At 62.2% G+C, this 21,497-nt stretch carries 19 protein-coding genes and 1 pseudogene; 3 read left to right on the top strand and 17 right to left on the bottom strand.

Annotated features, from left to right (window positions below; genetic code table 11):
- Window positions 1-145: 145 nt before the first annotated feature.
- The 4 genes from hisH to AC5RWO_RS00180 all read right to left on the bottom strand — a co-directional run bounded on the left by hisH (window position 146) and on the right by AC5RWO_RS00180 (window position 3,007).
- Entirely contained in the window at window positions 146-787 is a 642-nt protein-coding gene (hisH, locus tag AC5RWO_RS00165) for an imidazole glycerol phosphate synthase subunit HisH (protein WP_139006014.1), read from the bottom strand.
- Entirely contained in the window at window positions 784-1,401 is a 618-nt protein-coding gene (hisB, locus tag AC5RWO_RS00170; RefSeq protein WP_498728536.1) for an imidazoleglycerol-phosphate dehydratase HisB, read from the bottom strand. Before hisB ends, hisH begins: the two co-directional genes overlap by 4 nt.
- A gap of 75 nt (window positions 1,402-1,476) precedes the next feature.
- Window positions 1,477-2,571 carry a histidinol-phosphate transaminase gene (locus AC5RWO_RS00175; RefSeq protein ID WP_498728537.1) on the bottom strand — a complete coding sequence of 365 codons (1,095 nt, stop codon included), beginning with the start codon at window positions 2,569-2,571 and terminating at the stop codon, window positions 1,477-1,479.
- Between the two features lie 61 nt (window positions 2,572-2,632).
- Window positions 2,633-3,007 (bottom strand): LysM peptidoglycan-binding domain-containing protein, encoded by a 375-nt coding sequence (locus AC5RWO_RS00180; protein WP_498728538.1) that lies wholly within the window; start codon window positions 3,005-3,007, stop codon window positions 2,633-2,635.
- A gap of 354 nt (window positions 3,008-3,361) precedes the next feature.
- Between AC5RWO_RS00180 and lexA the strand changes: the two are divergent.
- Window positions 3,362-4,048 (top strand): annotated as a pseudogene (gene lexA, locus AC5RWO_RS00185) (transcriptional repressor LexA); the annotation flags it as partial.
- A gap of 305 nt (window positions 4,049-4,353) precedes the next feature.
- Here lexA and AC5RWO_RS00190 read toward each other — a convergent pair.
- Window positions 4,354-6,324 (bottom strand): ATP-dependent DNA helicase, encoded by a 1,971-nt coding sequence (locus tag AC5RWO_RS00190; protein ID WP_498729297.1) that lies wholly within the window; start codon window positions 6,322-6,324, stop codon window positions 4,354-4,356.
- A 55-nt stretch (window positions 6,325-6,379) separates the two neighbouring features.
- Window positions 6,380-7,927, bottom strand: coding sequence for a GTPase HflX (gene hflX, locus AC5RWO_RS00195; protein ID WP_498728539.1), 1,548 nt, complete (start codon window positions 7,925-7,927; stop codon window positions 6,380-6,382).
- A 417-nt stretch (window positions 7,928-8,344) separates the two neighbouring features.
- On the opposite strand from hflX, the gene AC5RWO_RS00200 reads away from it, so the two are divergent.
- On the top strand, window positions 8,345-8,956 hold the full coding sequence (locus AC5RWO_RS00200; protein WP_498728540.1) for a class I SAM-dependent methyltransferase: 612 nt from the start codon (window positions 8,345-8,347) through the stop codon (window positions 8,954-8,956).
- A 2-nt stretch (window positions 8,957-8,958) separates the two neighbouring features.
- On the opposite strand, the gene dapF is transcribed toward AC5RWO_RS00200, so the two are convergent.
- The 6 genes from dapF to AC5RWO_RS00230 all read right to left on the bottom strand — a co-directional run bounded on the left by dapF (window position 8,959) and on the right by AC5RWO_RS00230 (window position 14,474).
- Window positions 8,959-9,894 carry a diaminopimelate epimerase gene (gene dapF / locus AC5RWO_RS00205; RefSeq protein ID WP_498728541.1) on the bottom strand — a complete coding sequence of 312 codons (936 nt, stop codon included), beginning with the start codon at window positions 9,892-9,894 and terminating at the stop codon, window positions 8,959-8,961.
- Window positions 9,891-10,814: a tRNA (adenosine(37)-N6)-dimethylallyltransferase MiaA gene (gene miaA, locus AC5RWO_RS00210; protein WP_498728542.1), complete on the bottom strand. Its 924-nt coding sequence runs from the start codon at window positions 10,812-10,814 to the stop codon at window positions 9,891-9,893. Before miaA ends, dapF begins: the two co-directional genes overlap by 4 nt.
- Before the next feature lie 13 nt (window positions 10,815-10,827).
- The gene (miaB, locus tag AC5RWO_RS00215) at window positions 10,828-12,357 is read right to left on the bottom strand and encodes a tRNA (N6-isopentenyl adenosine(37)-C2)-methylthiotransferase MiaB (protein WP_498728543.1); all 1,530 of its coding nucleotides are present in this window, start codon (window positions 12,355-12,357) and stop codon (window positions 10,828-10,830) included.
- Window positions 12,358-12,430: 73 nt separating this feature from the next.
- Complete coding sequence (locus AC5RWO_RS00220; protein ID WP_498728544.1) at window positions 12,431-12,907, bottom strand: regulatory protein RecX; 477 nt, start codon at window positions 12,905-12,907, stop codon at window positions 12,431-12,433.
- 87 nt (window positions 12,908-12,994) lie between these two features.
- Window positions 12,995-14,047, bottom strand: a complete 1,053-nt coding sequence (gene recA, locus AC5RWO_RS00225) for a recombinase RecA (RefSeq protein ID WP_074702693.1) — start codon at window positions 14,045-14,047, stop codon at window positions 12,995-12,997.
- A gap of 205 nt (window positions 14,048-14,252) precedes the next feature.
- The gene (locus AC5RWO_RS00230; protein WP_498728545.1) at window positions 14,253-14,474 is read right to left on the bottom strand and encodes a DUF3046 domain-containing protein; all 222 of its coding nucleotides are present in this window, start codon (window positions 14,472-14,474) and stop codon (window positions 14,253-14,255) included.
- A 62-nt stretch (window positions 14,475-14,536) separates the two neighbouring features.
- On the opposite strand from AC5RWO_RS00230, the gene AC5RWO_RS00235 reads away from it, so the two are divergent.
- Window positions 14,537-15,031 (top strand): MarR family winged helix-turn-helix transcriptional regulator, encoded by a 495-nt coding sequence (locus AC5RWO_RS00235; RefSeq protein ID WP_169996361.1) that lies wholly within the window; start codon window positions 14,537-14,539, stop codon window positions 15,029-15,031.
- A 97-nt stretch (window positions 15,032-15,128) separates the two neighbouring features.
- Here AC5RWO_RS00235 and AC5RWO_RS00240 read toward each other — a convergent pair whose 3' ends face one another.
- The 5 genes from AC5RWO_RS00240 to AC5RWO_RS00260 form a co-directional block, all read right to left on the bottom strand.
- Window positions 15,129-15,569, bottom strand: a complete 441-nt coding sequence (locus AC5RWO_RS00240; RefSeq protein WP_074702696.1) for a helix-turn-helix domain-containing protein — start codon at window positions 15,567-15,569, stop codon at window positions 15,129-15,131.
- Between the two features lie 141 nt (window positions 15,570-15,710).
- Complete coding sequence (locus tag AC5RWO_RS00245) at window positions 15,711-16,211, bottom strand: CinA family protein (RefSeq protein WP_498728546.1); 501 nt, start codon at window positions 16,209-16,211, stop codon at window positions 15,711-15,713.
- Window positions 16,208-16,807, bottom strand: a complete 600-nt coding sequence (gene pgsA / locus AC5RWO_RS00250) for a CDP-diacylglycerol--glycerol-3-phosphate 3-phosphatidyltransferase (RefSeq protein ID WP_498728547.1) — start codon at window positions 16,805-16,807, stop codon at window positions 16,208-16,210. Before pgsA ends, AC5RWO_RS00245 begins: the two co-directional genes overlap by 4 nt.
- An 18-nt stretch (window positions 16,808-16,825) precedes the next feature.
- Entirely contained in the window at window positions 16,826-19,666 is a 2,841-nt protein-coding gene (locus AC5RWO_RS00255) for an FtsK/SpoIIIE family DNA translocase (protein ID WP_498728548.1), read from the bottom strand.
- Window positions 19,667-19,803: 137 nt separating this feature from the next.
- On the bottom strand, window positions 19,804-21,495 hold the full coding sequence (locus tag AC5RWO_RS00260) for a ribonuclease J (protein WP_498728549.1): 1,692 nt from the start codon (window positions 21,493-21,495) through the stop codon (window positions 19,804-19,806).
- Between the last annotated feature and the right edge of the window lie 2 nt (window positions 21,496-21,497).

The following is a 21,497-nucleotide window of genomic DNA, read 5'->3' on the forward strand; positions in this document are numbered from 1 at the left end:
GTGAGCAGGTAAGCGGCTAGCAGTGACATTCCAGCTAAGACCCAGAAGCTAATGACAATAGCCTTCGGAGCTTTCTGGCTGCGGAAGGATATGGCGCCGCCGATAAGCAGTCCGGCGACACCCATGAGCATGATGCTCCACATGTCTAGCCCAGCGTCCGGAGCCAGTTGCGCAGCAGCTCAGCTCCGGCATCGCCTGACTTTTCCGGGTGGAACTGCGTGGCGCAAAGAGGGCCGTTTTCGACAGCGGAGATGAACCTTCCTCCGTGTTCGGACCAGGTCACCTGCGGCGGGGTCATGGCCGGCTGGGACACATCGAAGTCCCAGCGCTGCACTCCATAGGAGTGGACGAAATAGAAGCGCTCATCCTCGATGCCTGCAAATAGGCGGCTGCCTTCTGGGGGCTCAACGGTGTTCCACCCCATGTGCGGTACAACATCGGCAGCAAGACGCTCCACCGTTCCAGGCCACTCCCCCATACCCGGGGTACTGACGCCGTGTTCAACACCCTCCTCGAACAACACCTGGAGACCGACGCAGATGCCCAGAACCGGCCTCCCTCCGGCAACGCGGCGCCCAATCCAGCGCAACGCATCCACCTTCTTCAGCTGCTCCATGACAGCGGCGAAAGCGCCGACGCCGGGAACCAGCAGGCCATCCGCATTGAGAACATCCTCGGAGGCATGACTCAGCGTTACTTCCGCGCCGACATGCTCAAGCGCGCGCACGGCGGACCGGACGTTGCCGGATCCATAGTCGAGGACGGTGATTTTTGGGGCTGATTTCACAAGGCCCCCTTCGTGGAGGGAATACCTTCTACCCGCGGGTCAGGTTCGATAGCAGCACGCAACGCCCGCGCAAAAGCCTTGAACTGCGCCTCAACAATGTGGTGCGGGTCCCTGCCGCCCATGACCCGCATATGCAGGCAAATCTGTGCATGCAGGGTGACGGCCTCGAAGACGTGGCGCGTCAGCGAACCCGTGAAGTGACCGCCAATCAGGTGGTACTCCTGGCCGGCAGGTTCCCCGTCGTGCACCAGATAAGGGCGTCCGGAAATGTCTACCACTGCGTTGGCAATGGCTTCATCCAGCGGAACCGTGGCCTCGCCGAACCGCCTGATTCCTGCCTTGTTGCCGAGGGCGCTCTTAACGACCTCCCCCAGAGTGATTGCGACGTCTTCAACGGTGTGGTGGACGTCGATATGGGTATCGCCGGATGCCTTTACCGTCAGATCTATCAGCGAGTGCTTAGCCAGCGCCGTGAGCATGTGGTCATAGAACGGCACGGTCGTGCTGATATCGGATTGGCCCGTGCCATCGAGGTTCAGTTCCACCAGGACGGAGGATTCACTTGTAGTGCGTTCAAGGCGCGCTGTGCGTCCGGTGGCAATGTCCACGGTCATTGGAGTCCTTTGAAGAAAATCGATTTTGGCTGTCCACGAAGACGTGCGCTCTTATATCAGTCTAGGAGAAATCGCTCAGACAAGCTCGCGCAGGCGGTTCAGGAACGCAGTGGTCTCCGCCTCAGTGCCGGCAGTAACCCGAAGATGGCCCGGAATCCCCACGTCACGGATGAGCACCCCGGCATCGAGCAAACCCTGCCACACTGCGTGCGGATTGGCTACTCCCCCGAAGAATACGAAATTCGAATCCGAGGGCGCGGGACGCAGACCCATATCCGTGAGTTCGGCCACGATCCTGTCACGCTGGCCCTTGATGTCTTCAACGTTGGCCAACAGCGCATCCGCATGGTCTAGGGCTGCAACGGCAGTTGCCTGGGTGATGGCGGACAGGTGGTACGGCAGGCGGACCAAGCGCAAGGCATCCGTCACTTCGGGTGCAGCGGCCAGATAGCCGACACGGGCCCCTGCTAAAGCGAACGCCTTACTCATGGTTCGCGAAACGATCAGACGCTCCCTGCCCTGAAGCAATTCCAAAGCGCTGGGGGTGCCGGTGTGAGCAAACTCGGCATATGCCTCGTCCACAATCACCATGGTGTTGTATTCGGCCCCCGCCTCGTACGCAGCTTCTACAACATCCAGGCCCAGAGCTGTCCCGGTGGGGTTGTTGGGGGAACAAAGAATGACGATACTTGCGGCTGATTCCCTGACTGCCCGCGCGGCTGCCTCGGCCGTCAAACTGAAGTCGGCGGAGCGAGCGCCGGTTACATATTCAGTGTCTGTGCCGCTTGCCAGCAACGGATACATCGAATATGTAGGGGGGAAGCTGAGTAAGCGTCGGCCCGGACCGCCAAAAGCCTGCAGAATCTGCTGGAGGACTTCGTTCGAACCGTTGGCGGCCCAAACGTTTTCTTCCGTTAGCCCATGGCCCAGATACCGAGCCAACGATTGACGCAGCTGTGTAAATTCGCGGTCCGGGTAACGGTTCAGCCCCGTGGCTGCCGCATCGACGGCGGCCGCAATGGCCTTGTGAACACTATCGGGAAGTGGATGAGTGTTCTCGTTAACATTCAGCAGCACCGGCACATGTAGCTGGGGTGCGCCATATGGTTCTAACCCTCTGAGGTTTTCCCTGAGAGGCAGGCGATTCAGTCGTTCTAGCTGGTCACTCACCGATCAAGCTTATGCTCCGGCCGGCCCGGGGCAGGAATCGGGCCAGCCGGAGGGTCTCATATTACGGCCGCTGGCCGATGCCGCTGACGGGAACATGGAGTTGCTGTCCGGCTTGCACGATGGATCCCGGAAGGTTGTTCAATTGGGAAATCTCGGCAATCACATCATGCGGATTCCGCTCAGGAGCAACGGCACTGGCGACTTCCCACAAGGTCTGCCCGGAGCCGACCGTGACAGTAATCGTCTCGCCAGCTCCTAGGCCATCGCTGGTGGAGGCCATTGCGGGAGCAGTAAAGAAGCCAATCAGCGTCAATAGAGCAGCAGCCGACAGGATGAGCGGAAGGCCGATCAACAGCAGACGGCCACGACGTGTGAGCTGGAGTGGTTGAGCGTGGCGCGGTACGGCAGGCGACTGCGGTGCGAGCTGTGCAGACATGTTGACACCTTTCCCGATCTTCGAACGCTGACGTCCGAGATCTTCCTATTCGAATTTACGTTCGAATCCTTCTTCCACAGTTTTAGCACTTATGATCGAACATTGTCGAGACTCACTAGAACAAATGTTTGAAAGTTCCTCGTGACTCCCCTAGCGTTAAACCAAAGGTGGCCGTACATGCAGTGCATCAGCTGCCACTGACAAAATAAGATTCCGGTTCGAATTCAGGCACGGCACTGCTGAATCGGACTGGAGAGAGAAACCGGAGTCCGGGCCATGTCGAAGAACGTTTCCAAAGCAGCTGCCACAGCAGACAGCAAACAGACAAAGCCGACTCGGGCTGCAGGGCAGTCCAAGGGCCTGACTGCGCGCCAAAAGAAAATCCTTGAAACCATCCAGGGATCCGTAAGTGCTAATGGCTATCCGCCATCGATGAGGGAAATCGGTGACACCGTCGGACTGGCGAGCCTGTCCAGCGTGACCCACCAACTGATCCAACTCGAAAAGATGGGATACATCCGTCGTGACCCCAAACGTCCCCGCGCCATGGAGGTACTGACTCCGCTCACGGTGGAGGACGGCGCTGTCCAGATGGCCGGGATGGAACAAGCGGACAATGTCCGAAGTATCAACGGTTCCAACGTTTCAGATCTCGGCAGTGCGTCGGATACCGCCATGGTTCCTCTCGTCGGTCGCATCGCCGCCGGCGGCCCCATCCTGGCGGATCAGGTCGTCGAGGACGTTATGCCCCTTCCGAGACAGTTGGTTGGCCATGGCGAGCTGTTCATGCTCAGGGTCTCCGGCGATTCCATGATCGACGCAGCCATCTGTGATGGCGATTGGGTTGTTGTGCGACGGCAGCAAAGCGCCAACAACGGAGATATTGTTGCAGCCCTGCTCAACGACGAGGCAACTGTGAAGACATTCCGGCAGCGGGACGGCCACACATGGTTGCTGCCACAAAATACCCAATACGAACCAATCCTCGGCGACCACGCAACCGTCATGGGCAAAGTGGTTTCAGTGATGCGCACTTTGTAGTCGGATACATTTCGCCGAGGCGGTCTCGCCGCGCCGGCATGCCAGGACTTTCCCACTGGATGCGGCGCCGCGCCCTTACGATTCTTGCGCTGATGTCCATCTCTTCGGCCGGGCCGGAGCATAAGGGCCGGGGTCTTCTGCGATTACTGTGGGCGCCCGTCATCGCACTCCCATGGCCTTCCCGGGTAGGGGTGCGATGGCAGGGCCACCCGTGAAGCTTGGGAGCTCCCGGCTATGATCCAGTATGCCGTTCGGAGTCTGTAGTCTCGCAGTAACATCATCGGCCTCATATGGCGGGAAGCGGATCAGCCCGGCTGACGGGCTGAGAGCCGTTCCAAGATCTGCAACGCTACGCTCCGGTCCTTAGTCGACCAGAATGGTGGCAAAGCAGACCGGAGGAAACTGCCATAACGGGCGTTTGCCAAGCGGGAATCCAGCACTGCGACCATGCCACGATCGCCCGCGGCGCGAATAAGGCGCCCGGCTCCCTGAGCCAGGCGGACTGCGGCGTGGGTAGCGGAGACTGCCATAAAACCGTTGCCGCCGCCTTGCGCCACCGAGCGGGTCCTCGCTGTCATGAGAGGGTCATCCGGACGTGGAAACGGAATCCGATCAATAACGACCAACCTGCAGGCGTCTCCGGGTACGTCCACACCCTGCCAAAGTGTCATCGTCCCGAACAAGCAGGTATCCGGCTCCGCCGCAAACTGTTTGACCAAGGCAGCGATCGATGACTCACCCTGGCACAGGATTTCGTTACTGATCCGCCGTCGCATTTCGGCTGCCGCTTCCTCGGCCGCCCGCCGGGAAGAGAACAGACACAATGCCCCGCCTCCTGAGGCCTTCAGCAGTGCCTCCAGCTCGTCCAGTTGTTCCGCGCTGGTTCCGCGTTCAGGCTTCGGCAAGTGCGAAGCCACATACAGCACTCCCTGCTTCGGATAGTCGAACGGACTTCCAACGTCTGCGCTCGAGTATGCAGGTGCACCGGCCCCCATCAGTCCCAGCGATCCGGCCACCGCATCGAAAGCGTTTCCGATGGCCAACGTCGCCGATGTCAAAACCACTGTGTGGCCGTCAAATAAACCTTCGCGCAGCCTTGAAGCCACGGACAGGGGTGCCACGTTGACCGTTGCGGGCTGCGTATCGTCTTCTGACCCGTAATCGGTTCCGGACGCGAAATTGCTAGGCCTGGTAATCCACACGACTTCCCGAGCCTGGGCCGCCGAGAGAATCCGGTCGCATACCTCTAGCACGACCGTCAGCCTGGAGCGGGCCAGCTGCCGCCCACCGTCCACAGTGTTCGATGTGTCCGATTTGGAGTCGGAAAGTGCGACCCGGCAGGCCTCACGCAACTGCGTCAGAGCCATCTCATGATCGTCACGGAGCCCGGAGGCCATCAGGCCCGTGGCAGTGGCCGCCAAGGCTGCTTCGAGACTCTTCGCTGCGCTGTTGATCGACTCGACGCTGGCCGCAGTATGCTTGCGGGCCATGGACGCCGCTGTATGCACCATCGCCACTGAGAGTTGCCCGGCGACCGCGCTGGTGACGCGGTCCTGCAGTTCATGTGCTTCGTCGATGACTACGACGTCGTATTCCGGGAGTACCGACAGGCCTTCAAAGGCATTGATAGCCAGAAGGGCATGGTTGGTGATCACCACGTCCGCTTCACCGGCCCTCGTGCGGGCTTGCTCGCTGAAACACTCTGCCGCCATCGGGCACTTCTGCGCTCCGAGGCACTCCATAGAACTCACCGAAACCTGACGCCAGGCACGATCGCTGACGCCGGGCACGATCTCATCCCGATCGCCGGTGTCAGTCTCGTCCGCCCATTCCCGCAGCCGTACCACTTCTTTTCCCAGCCCGTAGGCCGGGCCAGCGGTTGCCGGGGCAGGATGCGGTACAGCATCCTCGCCAAGAGCGAAGAGAGCGTCGGGAGCATCTTCCTCGGGGAAGCCACCGGCAAGTTTGTGCCGGCAGAGGTAGTTGTTGCGACCCTTCAGGAGGGCTACATCCACCGGGCGTGGCAGCTCGTCCGAGATAGCCTCGAGCAGCCGCGGCAGGTCGCGTTTGACGATCTGTGACTGCAAGGCCAGCGTCGCGGTGGAAACAACCGCAGGCTTGTCGCTCTCAAGGGCATGGACGATCAGGGGAATGAGATACGCCAATGATTTGCCGGTGCCCGTACCCGCTTGAACAAGCAGATGTTCTTCGTTACTGAACGCCTCAGCAACGCGGTCAGCCATCTCATGCTGCCCGGCGCGGTTCTGCCCGCCCATGGCACGCACCGCAACGTCAAGCAGACGCAACGCTTCCTTCTCGGTCAACGATGCCTCAACCACGATAGAGGAAGGGTCCGAGCTCTGCAGCCAGCCCTTCGCGGACCTTCACTTCCAGCTTCGTTCCGTTTTCGACATGTTCGACGGAGAGAATCTCCGCATCCGGGCTGTGTAGCCGGCTCACGACTTCGCCACGGTCATACGGAATCAACAATTCAAGCTTGACCGTTGGACGTGGAATTCCGTCGTTGATGGCCTCGAGCAGTTCTGGAATTCCTTGACCTGTGCGCGCCGAAACCACCACGTGCCGCGGTTCACGCTGGCGAAGACGCTCGACGACAAACGGGTCGGCTGCGTCCGCCTTGTTCAGGACTACGATTTCCGGGAGCTTTCGCGCGTCGACTTCAGTAAGTACCTCCCGGACGGCGGCAATCTGCCCTTCGGGATCCGGATGGGAAGCGTCGACAACGTGGAGGATGAGATCCGCATCCGCTGCCTCTTCCAAGGTCGAGCGGAATGCCTCAACCAGTTGGGTAGGCAGCGAGCGGACGAAGCCAACCGTGTCGGCCAAGGTATAGCCAAGACCATCCGCGGTTTCTGCCTTCCGCACGGTGGGATCGAGCGTGGCGAAAAGCGCGTTTTCCACCAGGACGCCCGCATTGGTCAGACGGTTCAGCAGCGACGACTTGCCCGCATTGGTGTAGCCGACTATGGCAACGGACGGAACAGCATTGCGTTTTCGATTGGCCCGCTTCGTATCTCGGGCCGGTTTCATCCCTGCGATTTCCCGACGCAGCTTCGCCATACGGGTACGAATCCGGCGGCGGTCCAGCTCGATCTTTGTTTCACCGGGACCGCGAGAACCGATACCGCCGCCGGCGGCACCGACCCGGCCACCGGCCTGCCGGGACATTGATTCGCCCCAGCCGCGCAATCTCGGAAGCAGGTATTCGAGCTGGGCCAGTTCCACCTGCGCTTTGCCTTCGCGGCTCTTGGCATGCTGGGCGAAGATATCAAGGATCAGTGCCGTACGGTCGATCACCTTGACCTTGACGATGTCTTCCAGGCCGCGACGCTGAGATGGAGAAAGTTCGCCGTCAACAATGACGGTATCCGCGCCAGTGCTCATCACGATGTCCCGCAGTTCCTGCGCCTTGCCAGATCCAAGGTACGTGCCGGGGTCCGGCTTGAGCCGCCGCTGCACTATACCGTCAAGCACCTCGGAACCGGCGGTCTCTGCCAGCGCCGCAAGCTCACGCAACGAATTATCGGCGTCGTCGGCGGTACCTTCGGTCCAGAGACCGGCAAGGACCACTCGTTCGAGCCGCAGCTGCCGGTATTCGACCTCGGTAACGTCTTCGAGTTCAGTAGAAAGACCTGCAACACGGCGCAAGGCACGCCGTTCGGCCAAGTCCTGTTGCTCGCCGTCGAATTCCGAGTGTTCCTCGTCCAACGTCGAGATGGCCTGTGCCCTGCCTCTGACACCGCCGGACTTCGTCCGTGCCGCAGAATCCTTGGCCAGAATCCGGTCGATGACCGCCTGGATTTCCTCCGGGCTCAACTCCGGTTCCGGCGAGGGCTGGCTGTTGCTAGTGGTGGACATGCTCTCCTTTGAAAAGTCTGTAGTTCTATCGTAGACCTCAGCGGCCTCGGGCACCGAGGGGCCAGGCGGTCTATGTTGATGAGGGGTCAAGAAATCCTCCTGACAACGGGCAGCGCTCGGCCGCCGGCAATTAATCTGGTGGGAGCCGCCGCCTTTGGCTTCGGCTAATGAAGTAGGGAAAACTGCGGCACACACCGCCACAGGTTCAAGGAGAAGGAACTGGCTTACGTTTCCGGATGGACTGTGCGCCATCTTCCCTCGGAGCTGGGCTCAACGGCAGAGAAGATTCGGTGCGGGCCAGGGCTGCCGCAACGGCACAATCACTTATTCCACATGCAGCTACCATACCAGCACTTCGGCCTGCCTTAGGACTGCCTAGATACACATTCCTCTCCCGGCGCACTACTCTGGCGGATTATGGCCACAGATCATTACTTCAGTGCGGAGCCCGAAAAACCCGAGATTCGCAAGCCTCTGACCGTGGTGTTGGACGGACAGTCCCGCCGGCTAACGACGTCCAACGGCATTTTCAGTCCGGACAGCATCGATAAAGGGACGGCGGTTCTCCTGGCCGACGTGCCCGCACCGCCTGCCGGCGGGAACCTTCTGGATATTGGCTGCGGCTGGGGACCGATCGCTCTCACTCTTGCCTTGAAGTCGCCCGGGGCAGCGGTGACCGCCGTCGATGTCAATACCCGCTGCATCGCCTTGACCAACGACAACGCCCGCGCCCTCGGATTGGCGAACGTCCGCGCTTGCCTGCCTGAAGAAGTGGACCCTGAACTGCGCTTTGATGCGATCTGGTCCAATCCGCCGATCCGGATCGGTAAGAGCGAGCTACACTCGCTGCTCATGCTGTGGCTGCCGCGGCTGGCGCCCGGCGGAAACGCCTGGTTGGTGGTGCAGAAGAATCTCGGGGCCGATTCGCTTCAGCGCTGGTTGGCCGCCGAGCTTCCCGGGGAGTTTTCGGTACGCCGCGAAAGCACGGCGAAGGCCTTCAGAATCCTGCGGGTCACCCGGGCTGCCTGAAGCTAGGCGATGGTCCCGCTGGCCACCAGAACCGCCGGCCCGCTGAGCCGTACATGTTCCTTGCCGTCGATGCCGGGCAGGAAGCTGACATGTACCGTGCCGCCAGGTACCTGCACCTGCCATTCGTTCGGTGCTCCTGCGCCAGCCCAATGCCTGATGGCCACGGCCGAGGCGCAGGCCCCGGTTCCGCATGATTGTGTTTCGCCGACGCCGCGCTCGTGTACCCGCATGGTGATGTGTCCGGCGCCGTCGTGAACCAGTGGCTCGGCCGGAACAACGAATTCGACATTGGTGCCGTTGGCGGGCAGCGGATCGACTTCGGGTGATTCGAACAGCTTGGTGGCCGCCAGCTCGTCGAGTTCAGCCAATGCAACTACGGTATGCGGATTTCCCATGCTGATGCTCAGCGCCGGCCGCGGCACCTCCAATCCCTCCGCATTGACCAGGGAATCCATGGCTTTGGCGACGGCCTGGTCGGGAAAGATGAATTCCCAGGGCCCCATATCCACTGCATAGCCGTCTGTGGAGCGGGTAATGACCTTGAGTCCGGCGCGCGTGCCGATGGTCAGGGACTGGCCCTCGCTCAATGTGACAAGGCCCTGCTCAATCAGGAAGTGCACGAACACACGGACGCCGTTGCCGCACATTTCCGAGAGGGAGCCGTCCCCGTTGCGGTAGTCCATGAACCATTCGGCTTCGGGCGCGGTCGCGAGCAGGTCGCGGCCCTCGGCCAGATGCCTGGAGCGCACAGCGCGGATCAGGCCGTCAGCGCCGATGCCCTGGTGTCGGTCGCAGAGGACAGCCACTGCTTCCGGACTGATCTCTTGTGTCCCATCGGGATCGGCGATCAGGACAAAGTCATTGCCGGTGCCATGACCTTTCGAGAATGCGGTCCCGGAGAGAGAAGTCAGAATTGCTGCACTGGAAGAATCGGTCACTGTCCCAGCTTAGCGACCTCAGCCACCGCCTTGTCCACGAGGAGCTCGTCCTTCCATGGCAGCCACTGGATGCGTGGGTCGGCACGGAACCAGGTCAGTTGGCGGCGGGCGAACTTGCGCGTGGCCACAATCGTTTCCTCAACCGCCCCTTCGATGGAAAGCTGCCCATCGAGGACCTGCAGGAACTGTGAGTAACCTAACGCGCGCGGGGCCGTCTTCCCGTACCGTAACCCGTGCCCTTCCAGCCTACGGACCTCGTCCAACAGGCCCTGCTCGACCATCCGATGGACGCGCAGCGCCAAGTGTTCCTTGAGCTCGTCCCGCTCTACCTCCAAACCAATCTGTACGGTCGGTTGCCAGTATCGGCGGTCAGGCATGTATGAGCTGAAGGGCCGTCCGGTCAGAGCATGGACTTCAAGGGCGCGCACTACCCGTCGCGCATCCCCGAGACGGGCCGCCGAGATCGGATCGACAGCTGCCAGCCGTTCCCGCATGGCCTGCAGGCCTTGCACGTCCAACTGTGCTTCGAGTTGCCCGCGCAGCCCGGGATCGGTTCCGGGGAAATCGATGACATCCAGGGCCGCCCTGACATACAGTCCGGATCCCCCGACGAGAATGGCCCGCCGGGCTCTGCCATGTATGTCGGCGATTGCCGCACGGGCCTGCTGCTGGAACGCCGAGACGCTGGCTTCCTGGTGGACATCAAGAATGTCGAGCAGGTGGTGGGGTATGCCCTGGCGTTCGGCCAAGGTGATCTTCGCCGTGCCGATATCCATGCCGCGGTAGAACTGCATGGCATCGGCGTTGATGATTTCGGCGTCAAGCCGATGCGCCAGCGCGACAGCCAGATCCGATTTCCCCGACCCGGTCGGTCCGACGACCGCGATGACCGGCGGCGCCGCCGTGGACCCGTTGCCCATATGCGTCGCCGGGTTAGTTGCTGCGGACAGGCAGTACCGGCATCCCCAGGGACACGGCGGCCTTGGCCCCGCTGGCGGCCCCTGCCGAAGGCACACCACAGGAATCAGCCTGGGAGCGGTCCCAAGCATCTCCCGCACGGGAGCGGCGTAGCGAGTAATCCGCGGCGCCGTCCGGATCGGCAACGAGATGGAACGGTGCAGCCTCCGTAATGGCCACAGTTACCAGGTCCCCGGGGCGCGGTGGCTCTGCGCCTGCCGGCACCGAGAAGTGGACCAGCCGCTGGTCGCGGGACCGGCCCGACAGCCGATGGGTCTCGCTGGCTTTGCGTCCCTGCTGAGCGGTGACCATGACTTCGACCCGGCGTCCTACCTGCTTGGCGTTCTCCTCCGCGGAGATCCTGTCCTGCAAGGCCGTGAGGCGCACATAGCGTTCCTGGACCACTGATTTGGGAAGTTGGTCGGGCAGCTCCGCAGCCGGTGTCCCCGGACGCTTCGAGTATTGGAACGTGAATGCGGTCGCAAAGCGGGACTTCTCCACCACGTCCAGCGTTGCCTGGAAGTCTTCCTCGGTTTCCCCGGGGAATCCGACGATGATGTCAGTTGAAATAGCTGCGTGCGGAATACGGTCCCGGACTTTGTCCAGGATGCCCAGGAACTTGGTTGACCGGTAGGAACGGCGCATGTCCTTAAGCACTTTGTCCGAACCGGATTGCAACGGCATGTGCAGCTGGGGCATGACATTGGGCGTTTCCGCCATCGCCTCGATGACGTCGTCGGTAAACGCGGCAGGATGCGGACTCGTGAACCGCACCCGCTCGAGACCTTTGATATCACCGCAAGCGCGCAGCAGCTTAGCGAACGCACCGCGGTCGCCGAATTCGACGCCGTAGGAGTTCACGTTCTGCCCCAGCAGCGTGACTTCGATGGCGCCGTCGTCGACCAGTGCCTGGATTTCGGACAGGATGTCCCCGGGTCTGCGGTCCCGCTCTTTGCCTCGAAGCGAGGGAACGATGCAGAACGTGCAGGTGTTGTTGCAACCCACTGAAATGGAGACCCAGCCCGAGTAGACCGCATCCCGCTTGGTCGGCAGCGTGGAGGGGAAAACGTCCAGGGATTCGAGGATCTCCAGCTGTGCCTCGTTATTGTGCCGCGCCCGTTCCAGCAGCGTCGGCAGCGAGCCCACGTTATGCGTGCCGAAAACCACATCAACCCACGGCGCCTTCTTGAGGATCGTCTCCCGGTCCTTCTGCGCCAAACATCCGCCGACGGCGATCTGCATGCCGGGGTTCTGCTCCTTGACAGGAGCCAACTGGCCGAGGTTTCCGTACAGCTTGTTGTCCGCGTTTTCGCGTACAGCGCAGGTATTGAAAACAACGACGTCGGCCTGGCCGCCTTGCGCTTCAACCAGACCTGCATTCTCCAACAGGCCAGACAGGCGTTCGGAGTCATGCACGTTCATTTGGCAGCCAAAGGTCCGTACCTGATAGGTACGCTGGATGCCTTCGGACAGGATCGATTCGGGGGCAGGGATGGTCACGCTCACCTCTTAAGGGTAAGACCTGCGCAGCAGGTCGCCACAATCGGCGCCGGAGGAGCCAAGGCAAACGGCCGGTATGTCAGTCCCAGGGCTCCTGCGGAGCATCAAGTTCCTCGTTCACGACGCGATACGCCATCGATGGCGGATAGCCCTTCCTGGCAAGCATCGCCACCAGACGCCGAACGTGCTTGTCCCTAACGAGGCGGTCGCCCAGATTCCAGTCAGGTCGGATTTTCCGGCGGATCAGCTCTCTGGCGCTGTCCAGCTCGTCCTGGGGCGTCAGCTGGTCGAGCGCTTCTTCCGCTATCTCTCCGTCGATGCCTTTGTCCGACAACTCCCGCTTGAGTGCCGCACGGGCCAGCGCCCGTGTCTGGGAACGGCTGCGCACCCACATTCGGGCGAACTCAGCGTCATCAATGAGCTGCACCTCTTCGAACCTGTCCAGCACGGCAGTCGCGACGTCAGCGGGCACGTCGCGCTCGGCCAGCTTCTCCGCCAGTTGCTTCCTGCTGCGGGGAGCCATCGTAAGCTGGCGCAGAACTATTGAGCGCGCCACCTCATGCGGGTCCGCTTCGGAAGTCTGAACCGCAGGGCTGCCGGGAGTCGGCCCAGCAGCCCTGCCTCGTTTGCCGGTCACGGCAGGCTAGAAGCCGTCGACGGCCTTGAGCTTGGGCTCCCCGCCTTCGCCCTCGTCCGGCACAACCCCGATGCCCAGCTTCTCCCTGATCCGGCGTTCGATCTCGTCTGCCAGGTCCGGGTTGTCTACCAGGAACCTACGCGCATTTTCTTTACCCTGGCCCAGCTGGTCACCGTCGTAGGTAAACCAGGCTCCGGACTTCCTAACCAGGGAATGCTCAACACCCATATCGATCAGGCCGCCCTCGCGGGAGATGCCGATGCCGTACAGTATGTCGAATTCCGCTTGCTTGAAGGGCGGTGCCATCTTGTTCTTGACGATCTTGGCCCGCGTGCGGTTACCAACGGGGTTGGAGCCTTCTTTCAACGTCTCGATCCGCCGAACGTCTATACGCACCGAGGCGTAGAACTTCAGGGCCTTACCACCGGTTGTCGTCTCCGGGCTGCCGAAGAAGACGCCGATCTTTTCGCGCAGCTGGTTAATGAAGATCGCGGTCGTCTTGCTCTGATGCAACCGGCCGGCGATCTTACGCAGAGCCTGGCTCATCAGCCGTGCCTGGAGCCCGACGTGGGTGTCGCCCATTTCGCCTTCAATTTCGGCACGCGGAACGAGCGCCGCAACCGAGTCGATGACGACGATGTCCAACGACCCCGAGCCAATGAGCATGTCCATGATTTCCAACGCCTGCTCGCCGGTATCCGGTTGTGACACGAGCAAAGCGTCGGTATCCACGCCAAGCTTTTTGGCATATTCGGGATCCAGGGCATGTTCCGCATCGATGAACGCGGCGATGCCGCCCTTGCGCTGCGCATTGGCAACAGCGTGCAGTGCCAATGTGGTCTTACCGGAAGACTCCGGACCATAGATTTCCACCACGCGTCCCCGCGGCAGTCCGCCGATGCCCAAGGCGACGTCCAGTGCAATGGAACTGGTGGAAATGGTTTCGATCGGTGCCCGAGTGTCATCGCCGAGGCGCATGATCGAACCCTTGCCAAACTGCTTATCAATTTGTGCAAGCGCTGCTTCCAAAGCCTTCTCGCGGTCAGCTGGTGCGGCCATTCTTCACCTCGGTATCTTGGGGCCCGGCAGGGCCATGTTCATTGCTCACTCTGACCGTAGCTTTCCGCACTGACAGAATCTGATCAGGGATGTCATTTGTGGATAATCCGCGCATCCGGCGCGGATTCCAGCCTCTGTGTAGGAGCATATCCGTTCAAAAGCGCTGGTTCGAACACATCTGCGAATTCTCCTAGGCGTGTCGGAATTAGCGGGAGGGTTTAATGTCGCGGCCCAGACGCCGTTCGACCGGCACATCCTGCATCTCGCACACAGCCAGCCAGACTGACTTTGGCGATATGCCCGCTTCGAGAGCAGCGGCGGCGGTCCTCCCGCCGAGGCTTGTCAGGACCAAATCCGAAGCAAGGACGCGCGAATAGCCCGGCCCGAATTCATCATCCATTAGTCGCCAAAAGTCACTTATGCGCACCTTTCCATCCTCTCACGGCGGCGGCTGCGACGGGAGTTCCACCGCCTCACTACAATGGCTTCATGACCCGACAGGATCCCGCACCGGACGAGACTGGCTTCGACGTCGCAATCGACGCCCTGGAACAACAGCTCAGTCTTCTGTGGCGCCGCGCCCGAGCCAACTCCCATCGCGTGGCACGCCAGGTGCATCCGGACATGGAGCCGGCCGCGTACGGCCTGCTGATGCTGCTGCAGCGGGAAGACTCGATGCGCCTGACCGAGCTGGCAGCCAGCATCGGGGTGGGTAAGCCTTCCGTCAGCCGTCAAGTCGCACTGCTTGAGCAGCTCGGTTTGGTCCAGAAGGAAACGGATCCGTTGGACGCCCGCGCCCAGGCGATTACGCTGACCGAAGCCGGACGGGAGAAGTTGCATTCAGCCCAGACCGCCAGGAAGGCAGCCTTCCATGACCGGCTGGGCGACTGGAGCGTGGATGATCTGACGTCCCTTGCCCAGTTGCTTGACCGCCTCAACGAGTCCTACGCCCATGAACAGCCGGTGGCGCACGACCAACCCTGATTTCAGGCTGCGGGCGCCGCGCCGCGACACAACAATGAGCGCAGCAAAGAACGGGCCGGTTACCTGATCCCAGGTAACCGGCCCGTTTATTGGCTTGTTAGGACCGCGCGGAGGCGAGCCCGCGGCTCAGGCCGTCCGGCAGTTCGTCCGGAATGTCGGCGACAAACTCGCGGGAAAGTTCCTGCGGCACGGTATCCGGTATGACGACCCCTTCTGCATCGGCGACACGATCACTGACTTCGCGGAGCATCAGGGAAAGCGGAACATCAAGTGCCGAGCAGATGGACGAGAGAAGCTCTGAAGATGCTTCCTTCTGGCCACGCTCCACTTCGCTAAGGTAACCGAGGGAAACACGGGCGCTGTGTGAAACTTCGCGCAGGGTGCGGCCCTGCCGCTGCCGGACGTCGCGCAAGACGTCACCGATCTCGTGGCGTAGCACTACCATTTTGCGCTCCTTCTGCTCCCGGTGGGATTCTTCCGTCAGACCCACATCACGCCAACGGACGACGCCGTTTACGGACACGGGTTGCTTGACCATCTGTATCGCCTTACTCCCTCAATGCTTGGCGGCTGCTGCCGCTTGTCTCCAGCTTAGGCCAACTACCGTAACAGTGCTGACACCTTTGATAACTACTGGGCCAATTATTTTGTTCCCGTGACATGAAAGGTGCGGGATAGGTCACCTTTGACCACGCGCCGCCGTGGTCCGCTGGATGGCCCCCAGCAACTGTTCCAAGGCGGCTTCTTCCGCCTGGGCACGGATTTCCGCCCGCCCGCCGCTGAAGGTAAAGGCGACGGCGTCCGAACCGTCGGCGTCGGCAGTTCCAATGAACACGGTGCCTACCGGCTGGCCTCCGTGCGGTTCCGGACCCGCCACACCGGTGGTCGAAACAGTAATGTCGGCGCCAAGGACCCGCCGGGCTCCTTCAGCCATTTGCCTGGCCACATCGGCGTGGACCGCACCCTCTGTGGCCAGCAGGTCCTGATCAACACCGAGCACGCCGGACTTCACCTCGCTCTGGTAGGACACGATGCCGCCCTGCAAGGCAGCCGAGGCGCCTGGAACGGTAGCCAGCGCAGAAGCGATCATTCCGGCGGTCAGGGATTCGGCCGTGCCGATTCTCACGCCGTCCGCCACCGCTGCCAGGACAATTTGCTGCGCCAGCGTATGCTCGTTCACTTTCCGGCCTCCCGCCGAGCCCCGGACCGCAGCCGGACGGCTTTGAGAACATAGTCGACGCCGGTCACCACCGTGACCAGCACCGCCACCAACATGACAATAAAGGCGATCCAGACCGCCCACTCCCCCAGCCAGGTTCCCAGCGGCAGCAGATACAGGAAGATGGCAAGGGTCTGGAGCACGGTCTTCAGCTTGCCGCCGCGCGACGCCGGCATGACGCCGTACTTGATCACCACGAACCGCAGCAAAGTGATGCCGAGTTCGCGCACCAGGATGACCACGGTGATCCACCAAGGCAACTCGCCGAGGACCGACAGGAGGATCAGGGCGGACCCGATCAGCAGCTTGTCGGCGATCGGATCGGCAATCTTGCCGAAGTTGGTGATCAGCCCCCTGCTGCGCGCCAGGTCGCCATCCAGTTTGTCCGTGTAGATAGCAACGGCGAAAACGACGACGGCGAGCCACCGGAACAGCCCATGCTCGGCGTTGTCCGCGAGCAGAAGCCAGATGAAGACCGGCACCAGGAGGATGCGCAGCGTCGTCAGGACGTTGGCGATGTTGAGCGTGGGCACCGGATGGGCAGGTGAATCAGTCACGACGCTAAGGTTACCTGTCTATCTGCCGGTCAGGCTCCAGGCATCTTCCGATCCCTGGTCGTCATCGTCGTCGTAATACTCCGTGGCCTGGGCCCTGGCGTCCAGATCTGCCTGGACAAGATCCTCGGGCCCGTCCTGGTCGAAGTTGTGGTTGGCATTGGCGTTGTCGGCGAGAGCATCCGTCATCGGATCCGCGCCCGGTGCGGCGGCTGCCGGAACATCGTCGCCGCGGATCGCAGCCAGCGTCACGGCGAGGTCGTCCGGCTTCACCAGCACGTCGCGGGCCTTCGAGCCTTCGGACGGTCCCACCACGCCGCGGGACTCGAGCAGGTCCATTAATCGCCCGGCCTTGGCGAAACCGACCCGGAGCTTACGCTGGAGCATCGAGGTGGAGCCGAACTGCGTGGTCACGACCAGCTCGGTGGCCTGCAGCAGCACCTCCAGGTCATCCCCGATATCGTCGTCGATCTGCTTCTTGGGCGCCTCGACGGCGACATCCTCGCGGTACACCGCCTGCAGCTGGCTCTTGACGTGTTCGACAACCTTGTGGATCTCGGTCTCGCTGACCCAGGCGCCCTGGACGCGCATGGGCTTGTTTGCTCCCATCGGCAGGAAGAGCGCGTCGCCCTGGCCAATCAGCTTTTCGGCGCCCGGCTGGTCCAGCACCACGCGGGAGTCGGTGACCGACGACGTGGCAAACGCCATGCGGGAGGGCACGTTGGCCTTGATCAGGCCGGTCACGACGTCGACCGAAGGGCGCTGCGTGGCGAGCACCAAGTGGATGCCAGCAGCGCGGGCCAGCTGGGTGATCCGGACGATGGAATCTTCCACGTCACGCGGGGCGACCATCATCAGGTCCGCAAGCTCGTCGACGATCACCAGCAGGTACGGGTACGGCTTGACGATCCGCTTGGAGCCTTCCGGCGGGATCACCTTGCCGTTGCGCACGGCCTTGTTGAAGTCGTCGATGTGTTTGTAGCCGAAATTGGCCAGGTCGTCGTAGCGGGTGTCCATTTCGCGGACCACCCACTGCAGCGCTTCGGCGGCCTTCTTCGGGTTGGTGATGATGGGCGTGATCAGGTGCGGGACGCCTTCGTAGGCGGTCAGTTCCACGCGCTTCGGATCCACCATGACCATGCGGACCTCGTCCGGCGTCGAGCGCATCAGGATCGAGGTGACCATGGAGTTCACGAACGCGGATTTACCGGCGCCGGTCGCGCCAGCCACGAGCAGGTGGGGCATTTTCGCCAGGTTGGCCACCACATAGCCGCCCTCGACGTCCTTGCCCACGCCCATGACCATCGGATGGTCCGTCTTACGCGCGTTGTTGGACCGCAGCACGTCACCGAGCGACACCGTCTCACGGTCCGTGTTCGGGATTTCGATGCCGATGGCGGACTTGCCCGGGATGGGGCTCAGGATCCGGACGTCCGAGCTGGCCACCGCGTAGGAGATGTTCTTGGACAGCGCCGTCACGCGCTCCACCTTGGTGCCCGGCGAGAGTGCGATTTCGTACCGGGTCACGGTCGGGCCGCGGGAGAACCCGGTCACACGGGCCTCCACCTTGAACTGGTCCAGCGTCTGGGTCAGCGCGGCAACGACCGAGTCGTTCGCCTCGGAGCGTTCCTTGGACGGCGGTCCCGCCGGCAGGTAATCCGAGGGCGGCAGCGTGTACGCCACATCGCCCGAAAGCTGAAGCTGCTCGGTCCGCTGCGGGATGGGGGTCGCCGGCGGCTGCGGCTGGACCGGGTTGGCCGGGACTGCCGCCACGCTAACAGTCGAGGCAGGGGGCACAACGGGGAGGGCCTCGGTGGCACCCTCCGGCATGAGGCCCTGATCGCGCTTGAGCTTCTCGGCGGCAAGCTCGGACTGGGTGGGACGGCGCACGCCCGGCGGCACCTTAGGGGCGGCTGTTCCCAGCGCTGCAGCACTCGGAGCGTCTTCGTCTTCGATGACGGGAGTCTCGAAGGCCTCGTCGCCGTAGTAGCCCTCGTCATGCTCTTCCTCTTCGGGTGCATCCTTGTCCCGACCGAACCTACGCTTCCGGGGCTTCTTGGCCTTCGGCTCGCTCCGGTCCGATTCATAGAGGTAGCTCTGGTCATGGCCGTTGGCCGTGACCTCGTTGAGGTCCTGGCCCATGAGGCCTTCGTAAAGGGCGCGAAGCCGGGCCGGGATATGCCGGAACGGCGTGGCGGTAACGATGAGCAGGCTGACGAAGGCCAGCAAAGAGTAGACCGCAACCGCGAGCCACATGTTGATGGTGGCGAGCGGCGAAGAGATGAGGAAACCGACCATGCCGCCGGCCGCCCACAGCGCATCCAGTCCGTCGGCGAGGCCGGGCTCGCCGCCGATGACGTGTGCCAGGGCTGATCCGGACAGCGTCATCAGAGTCAGCCCGATGGCGATCCGGTTGTTTCCGCGGGCATCCTCCGGGGAGCGCATCAGGCGCACGGTGAAGATCAGCAGGAAAACGGGCAGCAGCAATGCCATCCAGCCGAACGTCCCGCCGGCCACGGCGTGGACGACGTCGGCGAAACCGCCGGTTAGGGCCCACCATTCAACCGCCGCGATGACCACGGCCAGCAGGAGCATGAAGAAACCGGTACCGTCGCGGCGCAGTTCCTTGTCCGGGTGCACATCCGGACCGAGTTTGCGGATGCCCGCCGCGACGATGTGCGCGGTACCCATCCAAGCGCCGCGGACCATCCTCAACGGCAGCGGAAGGTGGTCCTCCGGCTGTACATTGAGAGCTTTGGTTTTGGCCGCGCCGCGTCCCGCAGTAGAGCGCGAAGCACTGCCTGAGTTCTTACCGCGCGACTGCTGGGTGCCTTTTTTGGCAGGAGAAGTACGAGTCGCCATATCGGATACGTTACCCGCAAAGGCCAGGCAACTGGGGGATTTGCCATCCAGCGCGAGCAGGTGTCAGCCGAATCACGGGCGCGCCGGGCGCACCGACTGCAGCATTGGCGGCGTGCCCCGGTGCTGCAGAAAGCAGATCAGGCCTCGAGCACGACCGGCACGATCATGGGCCGCCGACGATGCCGCTTGTTGACCCACGTACCCACGACCCTGCGGACCACCTGCTGCAGCTGGTAGGTGGTGTGCTCCTTCGTCCCGATCACGGCCTCCTCCAGAGCGGAAGTGATTTGGGGCTTGATGTTGTCAAAGACCGCGTCGTCCTCGGCGAAACCGCGCGCATGGATTTCCGGACCGGAGACAATCTTGCCGGTACTGCGGTTGACCACGGTGATCACCGAAATGAAGCCTTCTTCGCCCAGGATCCGGCGGTCCTTCAGGTCCGAGTCGGTTATTTCGCCGATGCTGGAGCCGTCCACATAGACGAAGCCGCATTCGACCTGGCCCACGATGCGCGCCTTGCCGTCGACGAGGTCTACCACGCTGCCGTCATCGGCCAGCAGGACATTCTCGTCGGCCACGCCGGTCTGCCGCGCCAGGTTGCCGTTGGCGATCAGGTGGCGCGTTTCGCCGTGGACCGGCATCGCGTTCTTAGGCTTGAGGATGTTGTAGCAATACAGCAGCTCACCGGCAGCGGCATGGCCGGAGACATGAACCTTGGCGGTGCCCTTGTGGATTACCTCGGCACCCAGCTTGAGCAGGCCGTTGATGATCCGGAAGACGGCGTTTTCGTTGCCCGGGATCAACGACGACGCGAGGATCACGGTGTCGCCCTTGCCCACCTGGATCCGGTGGTCCCCGTTGGCCATCCGCGAGAGGGCAGCCATCGGCTCCCCCTGGGAGCCTGTGGACATGAGCACGATGCGGTCATCCGGGAAGTCTTCGACGTTTTTCAGGTCGACAATGATGCCCGGCGGTACGTTGAGGTAGCCCAGCTTCTCGGCGATGGCCATGTTGCGGACCATGGACCGGCCGACAAAAGCAACGTGGCGGCCGTGGGCGGCGGCGGCATCGAGCACCTGCTGGACACGGTGGATGTGCGAAGAGAACGACGCGACGATGATCCGCTTCTGGACCTGCCCGAAGAGCCGTTCCAGCACCGGTCCGATTTCCTTTTCCGCGGTAGTGAACCCGGGGATGTCGGCGTTGGTCGAATCCGACATAAACAGGTCCACGCCTTCTTCGCCAAGCCGGGCGAAGGCACGCAGGTCCGTCAGGCGCCCGTCCAGCGGCAACTGGTCCATCTTGAAGTCGCCGGTGTGCAGCACATTACCCGCGGCCGTTCGGATGAAGACGGCCAACGCGTCCGGAATGGAGTGGTTGACGGCCACGAATTCGCACTCGAACGGCCCGAACTGCTCGATCTGGCCTTCGGAAACGATCAGCGTGTAGGGCTTGATACGGTGCTCGGTCAGCTTTGCCTCGACCAGTGCCAGCGTCAGCTGGGAACCGATCAGCGGAATGTCCTGGCGCATGCGCAGCAGGTACGGAACCGCGCCGATGTGATCCTCATGCCCGTGGGTCAGGACCACACCAACAATGTCGTCCAGCCGGTCTTCGATATATGAGAAGTCCGGCAGGATCAGATCCACGCCGGGCTGGTGTTCTTCGGGGAAGAGGACACCGCAATCCACAATCAGCAGCTTCGAGTTGATCTCGAACACCGCCATGTTCCGGCCGATCTCGCCCAGGCCCCCCAGCGGTACTACCCGCAGGGTACCCTCGGCGAGTTTTGGCGGGGTACGTAGCTCTGTAATTGTGGACTCGCTCATAC

Source organism: Arthrobacter sp. B055-34, from assembly GCF_059090425.1.